The 12698-nt window shown below is 61.0% G+C and carries 11 protein-coding genes, 1 pseudogene and 1 riboswitch; of the genes and pseudogenes, 6 read left to right on the top strand and 6 right to left on the bottom strand.

From position 1 onward, the window contains the following. Window positions 1-52: 52 nt before the first annotated feature. Window positions 53-1423 (top strand): bifunctional UDP-N-acetylglucosamine diphosphorylase/glucosamine-1-phosphate N-acetyltransferase GlmU, encoded by a 1371-nt coding sequence (gene glmU, locus BM346_RS10825; protein WP_092012065.1) that lies wholly within the window; start codon window positions 53-55, stop codon window positions 1421-1423. Window positions 1424-1452: 29 nt separating this feature from the next. Beyond that, entirely contained in the window at window positions 1453-3285 is a 1833-nt protein-coding gene (gene glmS / locus BM346_RS10820; protein WP_092012062.1) for a glutamine--fructose-6-phosphate transaminase (isomerizing), read from the top strand. Window positions 3286-3402: 117 nt separating this feature from the next. Here glmS and BM346_RS10815 read toward each other — a convergent pair whose 3' ends face one another. Then, window positions 3403-3678, bottom strand: coding sequence for a hypothetical protein (locus BM346_RS10815; RefSeq protein ID WP_092012059.1), 276 nt, complete (start codon window positions 3676-3678; stop codon window positions 3403-3405). 576 nt (window positions 3679-4254) lie between these two features. Here BM346_RS10815 and BM346_RS10810 point away from each other — a divergent pair. Both BM346_RS10810 and BM346_RS10805 read left to right on the top strand, forming a co-directional pair. Continuing rightward, window positions 4255-4692: an MCP four helix bundle domain-containing protein gene (locus BM346_RS10810; protein WP_092012056.1), complete on the top strand. Its 438-nt coding sequence runs from the start codon at window positions 4255-4257 to the stop codon at window positions 4690-4692. 153 nt (window positions 4693-4845) lie between these two features. Then, window positions 4846-5904: a methyl-accepting chemotaxis protein gene (locus BM346_RS10805; protein ID WP_092012053.1), complete on the top strand. Its 1059-nt coding sequence runs from the start codon at window positions 4846-4848 to the stop codon at window positions 5902-5904. Window positions 5905-6080: 176 nt separating this feature from the next. Here the strand turns inward: BM346_RS10805 and BM346_RS18480 are convergent. Beyond that, window positions 6081-6182 (bottom strand): annotated as a pseudogene (locus BM346_RS18480) (hypothetical protein); the annotation flags it as partial. A 165-nt stretch (window positions 6183-6347) separates the two neighbouring features. Between BM346_RS18480 and BM346_RS10795 the strand changes: the two are divergent. Beyond that, window positions 6348-7283 (top strand): zinc ABC transporter substrate-binding protein, encoded by a 936-nt coding sequence (locus tag BM346_RS10795; protein WP_092013622.1) that lies wholly within the window; start codon window positions 6348-6350, stop codon window positions 7281-7283. 134 nt (window positions 7284-7417) lie between these two features. After that, window positions 7418-7852, top strand: a complete 435-nt coding sequence (locus BM346_RS10790; protein ID WP_174805157.1) for a YqaA family protein — start codon at window positions 7418-7420, stop codon at window positions 7850-7852. Between the two features lie 8 nt (window positions 7853-7860). Here the strand turns inward: BM346_RS10790 and atzF are convergent, their stop codons facing one another. From atzF to BM346_RS10770, 4 genes are all read right to left on the bottom strand, one after another. Continuing rightward, the gene (gene atzF / locus BM346_RS10785) at window positions 7861-9657 is read right to left on the bottom strand and encodes an allophanate hydrolase (RefSeq protein ID WP_092012046.1); all 1797 of its coding nucleotides are present in this window, start codon (window positions 9655-9657) and stop codon (window positions 7861-7863) included. A 7-nt stretch (window positions 9658-9664) separates the two neighbouring features. After that, entirely contained in the window at window positions 9665-10450 is a 786-nt protein-coding gene (locus BM346_RS10780) for an ABC transporter ATP-binding protein (protein ID WP_092012044.1), read from the bottom strand. Continuing rightward, a complete protein-coding gene (locus BM346_RS10775) occupies window positions 10450-11265 on the bottom strand; it encodes an ABC transporter permease (RefSeq protein ID WP_092012042.1) in 816 nt (271 codons plus the stop codon). The genes BM346_RS10780 and BM346_RS10775 overlap by 1 nt, the downstream gene beginning before the upstream one ends. Window positions 11266-11313: 48 nt before the next feature. Next, window positions 11314-11417, bottom strand: a riboswitch (guanidine-I (ykkC/yxkD leader). Between the two features lie 232 nt (window positions 11418-11649). Next, window positions 11650-12684 (bottom strand): alpha/beta fold hydrolase, encoded by a 1035-nt coding sequence (locus BM346_RS10770; RefSeq protein WP_092012039.1) that lies wholly within the window; start codon window positions 12682-12684, stop codon window positions 11650-11652. Window positions 12685-12698: the final 14 nt, after the last annotated feature.

Genomic DNA, 12698 nt, shown 5'->3' with positions numbered 1-12698 from the left:
TGCGGTTTTTTATTAGCGGCACATCCCAGAACACAGGAATCAGGATCCGGCCATGACAGCCCCCCTTCACGTCATCATCCTGGCCGCCGGCCAGGGCTCCCGCATGAAATCCGCGCTGCCCAAGGTGCTCCACAAGCTTGCCGGCAAACCGATGCTCCACCACGTCATGGACACCGCACGGACGCTGGGTGCCGAGGGCATTCATGGCGTCATTGGTCATGGTGCCGACCAGGTTCGTGAGGTCACCCCCGTCGATGACGTCACCTGGGCCCTCCAGGAGCAGCAACTGGGAACCGGACATGCCGTTGCCCAGGCGCTGCCCGAAATTCCCGATGGCGCCGTGGTTCTGGTGCTCTATGGGGATGTGCCCTTGATTAACCCCGAGACCCTGGTCTCTCTGGTGTCCCGGGTCAACGAAAACAGCCTGGGATTGCTGACCGTCGACCTGGCCAATCCCGATGGTTACGGCCGTATCCTCCGGGATGACCATGGCAAGGTGAACGCCATCGTTGAACAGAAAGACGCCACTGACTCCCAGAAGGCCATCTGTGAGGTCAACACCGGTATCCTGGCGGTGAGCTCCGATCACCTCAAGCGCTGGCTGCCGCAACTGTCCAACAGCAACGCCCAGGGTGAGTACTACCTGACCGACATTATCGCCATGGCCGCCCATGAGGGGATAGCCATCGAGGTGGCCCAGCCGGCCCATGAGCAGGAGGTCCAGGGTGTAAACAACCGCCTCCAGCTGTCGGTTCTCGAGCGCTGGTATCAGCGTTGTGAGGCCGATCGCCTGATGGCCGGGGGTGCGTCTCTGGCGGATCCTGACCGGATTGATCTTCGTGGCGAGGTTACCGTGGGCCAGGACGTCCTGATCGACGTTAACGTGGTGTTCGAGGGTCGGGTCACACTCGGTAATAACGTGTCCATCGGCCCGAACTGTCTGATCCGGGATGCAGATCTGGCCGACAACGTGACCGTTCACGCCAATTCGGTGATCGAAGGCGCCGTTGTGGCCGAGCATTGCCAGGTTGGTCCATTTGCCCGCCTCCGCCCGGGCACTCGTCTGGCCAGCAATGCCAAGGTCGGCAATTTCGTGGAGACCAAGAAAGCCGAGGTGGGCGAGGGCAGCAAGATCAACCATCTGAGTTACGTGGGTGATGCTACCCTGGGCCGTAATGTGAATGTGGGTGCAGGAACCATTACCTGCAATTATGATGGGGTGAACAAGTTCCGGACTGTCCTGGGCGATAACGTTTTCGTGGGCTCCAATACCGCCCTGGTGGCCCCGGTTACCGTGGCCGAAGACGCAGTCATCGGCGCCGGTTCCACCATCACCACCGACGTCGCGGCGAAAGACCTCGCGGTTGCCCGGAGTCGCCAACGGAATGTAAAGGGCTGGAAGCGCCCCGAAAAGAACGCCTGATCCCCCGATTAACGACGGAAAAACAGACTATGTGTGGCATTGTTGGAGCAGTCTCGCAAAGGGACGTGGAAGGTATCCTGCTGGAAGGGCTTCGTCGCCTGGAATACCGGGGTTACGACTCCGCTGGCCTGGCGACCCTCAACGTGGACGGAGAGGTAACCCGGGCCCGGGAGCTGGGTAAGGTTGCCGCCCTGGCGGACATCCTGCTGACCCGGCCGGCGCCGGGCCCCATCGGCATCGCCCACACCCGCTGGGCCACCCATGGCGAGCCTTCCCGGATCAATGCCCATCCCCATATGTCCGGCGAGCGCCTGGCAATCGTTCACAATGGCATTATCGAGAACTACCAGGAGTTGCGGGAGCAGCTCAGGTCCGAGGGCTACGAGTTCACCTCCCAGACCGATACCGAAGTGGTCGCCCACCTTATCGAGAAGTACTACCAGCAGCATGGCGATCTGTTCAAATCGGTTCGCTCCACGCTTGATCAGCTCCGCGGTGCCTACGCCCTGGCTGTGCTTCACGCCGACGAACCGGACCACCTGGTAGTCTGCCGGCAGGGCAGTCCGCTGGTAATCGGGGTGGGTATTGGCGAGAATTTCATCGCTTCGGATCAGTTGGCATTGCTGCCGGTAACCGACCGCTTCATGTTCCTGGAGGAAGGGGACATTGCGGATGTGCGCAAGGACCAGGTAGTCATCCACGACCAGGAGGGTAACGTCGTGGACCGGCCGATCACCCGTTTCGAGCACGGCCATGACGCCGCCGACAAGGGTGAGTACCGGCATTTCATGCTCAAGGAAATCCACGAGCAGCCCGCCGTTATCCAGGCCACCATGGCCGGTCGCCTGACCGACAGCCATGTGCTGGAGCAGGCCCTGGGCACCCAGGCCGGCCAGTTGCTGGAGAATGTCCGCCACGTTCAGATCATTGCCTGTGGTACCAGCTATCATGCCGGCATGGTAGCCCGCTACTGGATCGAGGAACTGGCCGGCGTGCCCTGCTCGGTCGAGGTAGCCTCCGAATTCCGTTACCGCAAGCATGTGATTCAGCCGGACACCCTGTTCCTGTGCATCTCCCAGTCCGGAGAGACGGCCGATACCCTGGCGGCCCTGCGCCAGGCCAAGAAAGCCGGCTTCCGTGCCGCCCTGGCCATCTGCAACGTGCCGGGCAGCTCCCTGGTTCGGGAGTCCGACCTGGTCATCATGACCCAGGCCGGGCCCGAGATCGGCGTGGCCTCCACCAAGGCCTTCACTACCCAACTGACCGCCCTGCTGATCTTTACCCTGGCACTGGCACGCCACAATGGCCTGCCGGAGGAAAAGGAAGCCGAGATTGTCCAGGCCCTGAAACTGGTGCCGGGGCAGGTCGCCGATGTGCTGGCCCTGGACCAGGCCATTGTCGAGATGAGCGAGGCCTTCGTGGACAAGCACCACAGCCTGTTCCTTGGTCGCGGCTCCCAGTTCCCGGTGGCACTGGAAGGTGCCCTCAAGCTCAAGGAAATCTCCTACATCCACGCCGAAGCCTACCCCGCCGGAGAGCTCAAGCACGGCCCCCTGGCCCTTGTGGACAGCGAAATGCCCGTGGTGACCGTGGCCCCCAATAACGATCTGGTGGAAAAACTGAAGTCCAATCTGGAGGAAGTCCGTGCCCGCGGCGGCCAGCTGTTCGTCTTCGCGGACCGGAATGCCGACGTGAAGTCCGAGGACGGCATCCACGTGCTCCAGATTCCATCAGTGCACCCCATCACCGCCCCGATCGTTTACACGGTGCCGCTGCAGTTGCTGTCGTATCACGTGGCGGTGCTCAAGGGTACTGACGTGGACCAGCCGAGAAATCTGGCCAAGAGTGTGACGGTGGAGTGAGTTTTTAGATCGGTACAGATAGGCCTAAAGCAGGCCTATCCTACCGGCCTTTGTGAACAGACCTGCATCGCACTTGAATGCCGGCAGCGCGCCCGCAAGCGCTCATCATGGAATCACCTAACGCTTGTGGATCTGCACGATAGGTTCAGGCCGTTCGGTCGGACTCTGGGAAGCCGTGGAATCGGCGTGTGGGCTCATTGCCACCAGGACGATCGCAAAGATGGCAAAAAGTACCGGCACGATCAGGCCAAGGAATTCAAGGCTGTCAAAGGAGATGTCCTCATGATTAACGATGCTGGCGTCTTTAACCTGTTCCACGTTCTGGACCCTTTTGCCTGGTGAGGTGCCGATAGCGTTTGAACGCATGTTCTCGAAGCAGTTGAAGCGGCGCATTCTAGGGGCATAACCGGTAATTGAGCAATCGAATTTCGATGATAATAATGGACCGTTTCGGTTTTTCCTACCTATTTAATGAAATCTTAAAAAAACCATGATCTCCGCACAGTTTTATTTCTGCATCCATTTCAGAAATGAGTATTTTTGTGAAATAACGATATCAGAATTATAAATTCTCGTTACTTAATGATAACGGTGGTGTTGCCTTTTCTGGTTATCCCTTCCATTTCAAACCCTTATCAAGTACCTCCCTGTAACATTTTTTTACAGTTGGTTACTGGGATAAGAGACTCATACCAACGGCCGCTGGTTGAATCATGGCCGAACCGAGCAGCAGAGACCTTTGTTCGCAGCTTCCGGGAAAAATATCGAAGGTGGTTACCCCGAAGTAAGGTTACTCCGACTGACACTCTATCCTCGGTTAGAAAAAATTCTGTAATTTCATCAAAACACAGATCCAAAATGGAGCGCGGTAATAATAATGGGGACCAGTTTTTGCAAATGCTCCACGCAATGACCAGCGTGAGGTAACGTGAACCGCTCCCAGCGGGAATCAACTCAAGGAAAAGCCCGGTGAATCATTTTTTTACTGGTCTGACTATCCGTGTTCGGCTTATTGCCGGATTTATTGTTCTTCTTGCGATCACCCTGATGCTCGCCGGCATCGGTATGCTGGCCTTCAAGGAGGTTACCCAGCGCACGGACAAGGCGGACGATGCCAGCAGACTGGTGAAGTACGTTCTTGAGCTACGCACCAAGGAAAAGAACTACCTATTGCGGGGCCAGTCTGAGGAGGCGGATGCGGCCAACCGCCTGATCAAATATCTGCTGGAGGCCCGGCGTGATGAAAAGAACTTCCAGTTCCGCCGTGAGGTTTCGGCCGCGCAACAGGTTATCGGCGAACTGAATGGCGCCCTTCAGTTGGCGGATGAGCTCGCCCGCCAATGCCGAGCGGGAGGGGAGCAGGCAGGTGGCCACCCAGGTGCGCCAGGAGTTGGTCGATTATCGTAATACCTTCGCGGCATTTGTCGAGGACCGCAATGAGCAACGGGAGCTCGCCCCCACCCTGCTGAGAACCGCCGGGAGCTGGGGCAGGAGGCAGAGCTTCTGCGGCGTGACCAGAAGGCCGAGCCTGCTGCGGACATCAGACAGGCAAACTGGCTGATGGCGGGTTCCGCGGCCGGCGCCACCGCTCTGGCGGTTCTCATCGTTCTGCTGTTAGTGCGGGCGGTGGTGGGTCCCTTGCAGGAAGTGACCCGACCCATGGAAGATTTGGCTGATGGCGAAGGGGACCTCACCCGCCGGCTGCCCGCCGAGGGTCGCCACGAAATTGCCAATCTGGCTCGGGCATTCAATGCTTTCGCCGAAAAAATGCGGGTTGCCATCAAGACCGTGGCCGCGAGCTCTGCGGAATTATCCAGCGCTACCGAAGAACTGTCAGCGACCTCCATACAATCCAGCGCCGCCATTACCGAGCAGCGTCAGCAGACCGATTCCCTGGCCACGGCGATGAATCAGATGACGGCCACCACCCACGAAGTTTCGGCGAATATCAGCAGCACCAGTGATGCAGCTCAGGAAGCCACTAGACAGGCCAATAACGGCGCTCGAGTGGTGTCCGGCACCGTCGAGCAGATCAATGGGGTTGCCTCAAAGATTGAGCAGGCTGCGATCACGATCAATGAGCTCGCGCAACGTGCCGAGGCCATTACTTCGGTGCTGGACGTGATCAGTGGTGTTGCAGAGCAAACCAATCTGCTGGCCCTCAATGCGGCCATCGAAGCGGCCCGGGCCGGCGAGCAGGGTCGTGGCTTCGCGGTGGTGGCCGACGAAGTACGCACCCTGGCGGGTCGCACCCAGGCCTCCGCCGGGGAAATCGGCGAAATCATTGCACAGCTGCAGGCCAGCGCCCGCGAGTCAGTGGACGTGATGAACCTGTGCCGCGGTGATACCGATCAGGCGACCGCAATGGGAGCCGAGTCGGGCCGGGCACTGTCCGCAATCACCGCGTCAGTCGCCACAATCCTCGACTTCAGCACCCAGATCGCCAGTGCTGCCGAGGAGCAGAGCGCCACTACCGAGGAAATGAACATCAATACCCAGGCCATTCATGACATGTCGACCCAGAACGCCGCCGCGATCGAGCAGGCCTCGGCCACGACCCGTGAACTGGCGCGTATGGCGACGGACCTGCAAGGTATGGTGGCGCAGTTCAGAGTGTGAGGAACATACTCTCACTCTGTCCTCTGATCCGACTCGAAACCTTCAGAGACGGGTGTCCCGTAAAGGCGGTTTCGCGCAATGATCGCGAACCGTCGCCTGAAGGTGCGGCATCACCCTGTCATTAACCTTCATTCGGACGAGGAGGCCGTCGGGGGTCAAGTTTCCAGCCCTGAGAACTAGACGGCCTCCCGCAGCGAACTCGCCGCCGCCACCATGTTCTCCAGTGCCGGAATCACTTCCTCCCACCGGCGGGTTTTGAGGCCGCAGTCCGGGTTAATCGTGGTATCAAAGTAAGTCCCACCAGTAGAGTGGTGGCTCCAACGCGTCAATCTGACGGCTCATGGTGACGTCGTGGTTTAACTGGAGATTCTGATGCTGAAGAATATATGTTATAACATAACATTATTCAGCGTTCAGCACTTTACGGAATCCGGATGAGAACCATGAATCACCTTTCTTTTGCCGTTGCATTGTTCTTTACCCTGTTGTCGTTTGGCGTTTCCGCCGCTGTGCCACCCCGTGTGGCAACCGACATTACGCCAGTGCATTCCCTGGCTTCCATGGTGATGGACGGCGTCGGCCCCGTTGACCTTGTAATCCAGCCCAACACCTCCCCTCACCACCATTCCCTCAGGCCTTCGGAGGCGCAGGCGTTGCAGGAGGCGGACCTGGTTATCTGGATGGGCGAAGACTTCACGCCGTCGCTGGCCAATTCCATCGCCAGTCTTGCCCCCGACGCCCGGAGTGTGGCGCTGCTGGAGTTGAACGAGACCCTGGTGCGCTCCTACCGGGAGGGCGCGACTTTCGAGGGGCATGACGACCATGGCGATCACGGGGAACACGAGGGACATGGCCATCATGATCCCCACGCCTGGCTCGACCCTGAGAATGCCCGCGCCTGGCTCGGTGTAATTGCCCGGGAGCTGGCGGAACTGGATCCCGCCAACGCCGATACCTATCGCCGCAACGCGGCCCGCGCCCAGGTCGCCCTGGCAGGACTGCAGAGCCAGCTCGCGCACGGGGTCGATGCCCTGGGGGATCTGCGGTTCATCGTGTTCCATGATGCCTATCAGTACTTCGAAAAACGCTTCGGGCTTGAGGCGCAGGGCGCCATAGCGCTCGGGGACGCCTCCAAACCGGGTGCGGCGCGGGTGAACAGGTTGCGGGAGGTGGCCAGAGCCCTGGCTATTCAGTGTGTCTTCACCGAACCCCAGTACAATTCCGCCCTTGTGAGAAGCGTGTTCAGTTCCACAGGAGTGGTGGTGAGCCCCGTGCTGGATCCACTCGGGTCTTCTCTGGAGCCGGGACCGGAACTTTACGGTGCCTTGCTGGAACAGATCGTTGAAAGCCTGGAGTCCTGTAATCCCAAGGTTTCCTGACATGTTGCAGAACAGGTAGCCTGTCAGCGGGATACTGAACTACGCTAGCATGGAGTCCCATGCTGAAATTGGTCGCTCCGTGTCACTAGTGTGTTCCTGCCCGCCGGCTACCTCGGTTCCTGTTAATGGGTGACCTGTTCGCCTATGGCTCCCTGTTTCTGGCGGCCTTCGCCGCGGCCACGTTCTTTCCCTTCCAGTCGGAAGCGCTGCTGGTGGGGTTGCTGGTGGCGGATACCTACTCGGTCACCCTGCTACTGGTGGTGGCCACCGCCGGCAATGTGCTGGGTTCGGTGGTTAACTGGTATATGGGCAGGTATATCGAGAAATTTCGCTACAAGCGCTGGTTCCCGTTCAAGGGAGACAGCCTGGAAAAGGCCCAGGGTCATTACCACCGTTGGGGAAGATGGAGCCTGCTGATGAGCTGGGCCCCGTTCATCGGTGATCCGCTGACACTGATCGCCGGCATCATGCGGGAGCGGTTCTGGACGTTTCTCTGGATCGTCACGATTGCCAAGGCCGGGCGCTACCTTGTCACCGCGCTGCTGACCTTTGGCTGGATCAACCTGTAGCCCGGCTGTTATCGGGATGCCAGAAATCCTCGCCAGCCACCCAGGTGGGTGATGTCCTCCGCGCCTTCCAGTCCGATGGGCTCGCAGATGAAGCCCGGCACCCAGCGGCCGTCCGCCAGCTCAACCTTACCGATACCCAGGGGCGCCGGAATACCGGCCACGAAGCTGCCGAACCGGTCCGCCGGTAGTCGCCAGATTTCCACAGGCAGGGCGATGCCCGGGCCCGGATCCCTTACCAGGCCAGGGCGCAGCGGTGGCCCGCCCGCCAGCAGGTACATCCGGTAGGCAGGGGCGGTTTCCGTGGTTTCCATCAGCACGGCGTTGCGTTCCGTGAGCTGATGATTGAGGGGCAGGCCGGTGAGGTGGGCGCCGCAGACCAGAACATCAATGGTGCCGTCGGTTGCCGTCGGTTCCGCGCTCACGAGGGGATCCGCGAGGGCGCCCACCCGATCGGTGGCCCTCGGATGGAGACGGCTGGCCAGCGCCAGCAGGCTCTCGTCCTGGAAGGCCGGCGCAAACAGGGTGCAGCCCAGGGGCAGGCCGTTTTCCAGGAAGCCGGAGGGCACCGCAACCGCACTGTAGTCCAGCAGGTTCATGAAATTGGTGTAGGTGCCCAGCCGGCTGTTTCGGGCCAGGGGCTCTTCCCGGACCTGGGCCCGGGTGTAGATGGTGGGGGTGGTGGGCGTGACCATAATATCCACCTCCCGCCAGACCTGGTCTGCGCTCTGTTTGAGCTGCTGCAGGCGGTAACGGGCGGCGAAGGCTTCGGCCGCGCTGGCCAGGGCGCCCTGGCTGATGATGCTGCGGGTGACATCCAGCAGGGCTTCCGGCCGCTCCTGAATCAACGGACTGGTGGCCAGGTACCGCTCCGCCACCCACGGCCCTTCATAGAGCAGCCGGGCGGCATCCAGAAAGGGCTGGAAGTCCACCCGGACCGATATTCCACCTATCGCTTCCAGGTCGGCAATCGACTTCTCGAATAGCCGCCGGGCGCCCTCCTCGCCATCGAAGTCCAGCTGGTCCGGGCGGGGAACGCCGAACCGGAAATGTCCGGAAACGGGGCGGCGGCCCACCGGCAAGGGCCGTTGCCAGGGATCACCATCGTCGCTCCTGGAAGCCACCGAGAGAACGCTCGCGGCCTGGTCGGCGGAGCGGGCAAACAGGGATACGCAATCCAGGCTCTGGCAGGCCGGCACCACTCCCCGGACACTGAGCCGGCCCAGGGTGGGTTTGAGGCCGATGAGGTTATTGAAGCCGGCAGGCACCCGCCCGGAGCCTGCAGTGTCCGTGCCCAGGGCAAAACTCACCAGTCCCAGGGCGGTGGCCACCGCCGAGCCGGAGGAGGAACCGCCGGATATATAGTCCGGGTCGAAACTGTTACCGCAGGGCCCCCAGGGCTCTGGCGATCGGGTGCCCACCAGGCCGGTGGCAAACTGGTCCAGGTTGGTCTTGCCCAGGGGGATAGCCCCGGCATTCACCAGGGCCTCCACCACGGCGGCGTGTTGCGCGGGCTGGTAGCGATAGGCTTCACAGGCCGCGGTGGTGGGCATGCCGGCCACGTCGATGTTGTCCTTCACCGCGAACGGGACGCCATACAGGGGAAGCTGGTCGGGGCCAGTGCCCTGCAGTCGTTCCAGGTAAGGGGCCAGCTCCTGCTCTGTGGCCAGGTGGATCCAGATATTATGGTCCGCAAACTTCCGGGCCCGCTCCAGCAGATGTGAGATGACCGTGGCTGGCGTGAGGTCACCACTGCGGTAGGCCTCGTGAAGCGAGGGGATATCGAGATTGATGGTGGTGGTTTTCACGGGTGCCTCACGCTGACAGGTTGCGCGCCGTTTCCGACACGGACGATTCGATGGATTGGTAGACCTGCCGGCTGGTTTCGCCAATAGGCAGGTCGTAGGTGATGGTGGCGCCGTAGGCCTCGGGCTGTTGCGGATCGTTGCGGACCTTGTCGAACACCAGCAACCGTGTGCCCAGATAGAACCCCTCCTGCAGATCGTGGGTTACCATGAAGATGGTGGTACCGGTTTCCCGCCAGAGCTTGAGGATCAGCTCGTGCATGTCGCCCCGGATACCGGGATCGAGCGCCCCGAAGGGCTCGTCCAGCAGCAACACCCGGGGGCGCATGATGAACGATTGGGCGATGGCCAGGCGTTGCTGCATGCCACCGGAGAGCTCATGGGGCCATTTGTTGGCGGCGTGGGCGAGGCCGACGGACTCGATCATCCCGTCGACTTTGTCCAGCGCTTCTCGGCGCTGCTGGCCGAATAGCTTGCCCAGGAAGGGTTTCTGCTCCAGCTCCAGACCCAGCAGTACGTTCTGGCGCACCGTCAGATGGGGAAATACTGAGTAGCGCTGGAACACGATGCCGCGATTGCGGTCGGGCTCGCCCGGGAACGTCTGACCCTCGAGATTCAGTTCTCCCCGGCTCGGTTGTTCCTGCCCCAGCAGCATTTTCAGGAAGGTGGACTTGCCGCAGCCGGAGGCGCCCACCAGGGTACAGAACTCCCCCTGCTTCACCTGCAGGTTGAGATTTTCCAGCACCACGGCGCTGCCGTATTCCTTCCACAGTCTGTTAACGGTGATGAAGCTCATCAGTGACCTCCCGCGTTGTACCAGGGGAACAGGCGACGGTTGGTCAGCCTCAGCAGCTGGTCAATCACGATAGCCAGCAGGGTAATCCACAGCACGTAGGGCAGGATCACATCCATGGCCAGGTAGCGGCGGACCAGGAAAATCCGGTAGCCCAGGCCTTCCTCGGAGGCGATGGCCTCGGCGGCGATCAGGAACAGCCAGGCCGGACCCAGGCTCAGGCGAACCGTGTCGATCAGCCGGGGCAGCACCTGGGGCAGGGCCATGCGGGTGACCACCTGCCAGGAGTTGGCGCCGAGGGTCTGGATCTTGATCAGCTGCTCCTGGGGCAGCTCCCGTACCCGCTGGGCCACGTCCCGCATCATGATGGGTGCGGTGCCGATCACAATCAGCATGACCTTGGAGAGTTCGCCAAGGCCGAAAACGATGAACAGAATGGGTAGTATTGCCAGGGGTGGAATCATCGATAACGCCGACACCAGGGGCGCCAGTCCGGCCCGGAACACCGGAAGCACGCCGTTGAGCAGCCCGACCGCCAGGGCCAGGGACGCGGCTATGCCGACACCGATGGCCAGGCGCTGGAGGCTGGCTTTGGTGTCCTGCCACATCAGGTAGTCGCCACTGCGACGGTCTTCCTGAAAGGCCATGCGGTTGATGGCACTGGTCATCTGCTCAAGGCCGGGCAACAGCTTGTCGTTGGGGTTTTCCGCCAGGCGCTCCCGGGAGGCCATGCCGTACACCAGTATCGCCAGCAGGAAGGGAATCAGGCCCAGGACGAGGGCTGAGGCCCGGCCGGGGTGGCGGTTGATCAGTCGCATAAAGCACTCCTCTGGTCAGCAACACGGCAGCGCAAACGCTGTGAATCGATCTCCCGGGCTTTTGTCCCGCCGTGTAACCTCTCAGAGGTCGGTAACTCTCGGACCAGTCATCCGGGCGTTTTGCCCGGACCGGAACCCTAGTCACCCATTGGTCAGCCTGTCGTACCGCATCCCGGTGCTGCGGTGTTGCTGTGACTGGATCTGTGTCTCGTTAAGGGGAGTTGTGCAGGGGCCGTGCCAGGCCCGCTTAAAAATACTCAAGGTACTGTTATAAAGGACTTTTAACGAGTGACATGGTTGCTGTCCGGGACGGAGTCGAAATCAGCTGCCCCGAGATAGGGCGCGAAAAATGGGCCCCTGCCCATTGCTGGGGCACGACAGGGTTCAGTTCTGCCCCGCTTCCGACAGGACCTCTCCCATGGCCCGGAACAGCTGGCTCATGACCTGCGGTTGGCGCCCGGGGCCGCCGGCCACATGGCCCCAGTCGGACTCAATGACCTCCAGTCGGGCACCGGGCATGGCGGCGGTCTCCCGGAAGGCGTCCTCCACGGTGAAATAGAGGTCGGTGCGGCAGGGCAGAACCCGCGTGGGCATCGTGATCCGCCCCAGGGCACCGTTGAAATCCCTTTCCAACAGAGGAGTATCGCTGACATCCGCATTCTGCCAGGCCGCGAGCACAGTCAGCAGATCGTTGGCATCCTGCGACAGGTGATCCCGCTCCCAGAAGCGGAGCAGTTCTTCAACGGAGCCGAAGCCCAGCAGCTCGTAATCTCGGTTTCGGAAAAAAGCCTGGGAATAGGCCCAGCCGGCATAGACCCGGGCAAAGGCTTTCAGGCCCGCCTCGGGCTGCTTTTCATAGTGACCGTTCTGATAACCCGGGTCCGCCTTGAGGGCAGCCTTCACACCTTCCAGAAAAAGCCAGTTGTGGGGGCTGCAGCGGGCGGTGCAGCAACTGGCGACCACCGATCGAACCTGCCCGGGAAAGGCGCTTGCCCACTGCAGCGCCTGCATTCCCCCCATGGACCAGCCCATCACCAGGGCGATGGAGGCGCCACCGAACCGGTCATCCACCAGCCGTTTCTGCAGGACGATGTTGTCGTACAGGCTGATCGCGGGAAAATGGCCGCCGCCAGGGACGCCCCGGGTGTTGGAGGGGGACGAGGACTCACCCGCACCGAGCATGGCGGGAATCACGATGCAGTACCGATCCGGGTCCAGGGGGCTGTCACCACCCACCAGGGGATAATTTCCTTGCGCTGCACCGCCATAGTACGTGGGCAGCAGTACCAGGTTGTCTTTTGGTGCGTTGAGTTCGCCAATCTGGTGGTAGATCAGGCTTGCAGCGGGTAGCAGACCGCCGCCGGAAAGCGCCAGTTCAGGCACCCTGAATTCGTGAATATTCCATTTTTTATCAGTCACTTGATGGCTTTCCT

This window comes from Marinobacter daqiaonensis (assembly GCF_900115285.1).
GTDB lineage: Bacteria > Pseudomonadota > Gammaproteobacteria > Pseudomonadales > Oleiphilaceae > Marinobacter > Marinobacter daqiaonensis.
Note: the sequence above shows the minus strand (reverse complement) of the source record. Positions and strands in the feature narration are given on the sequence as shown.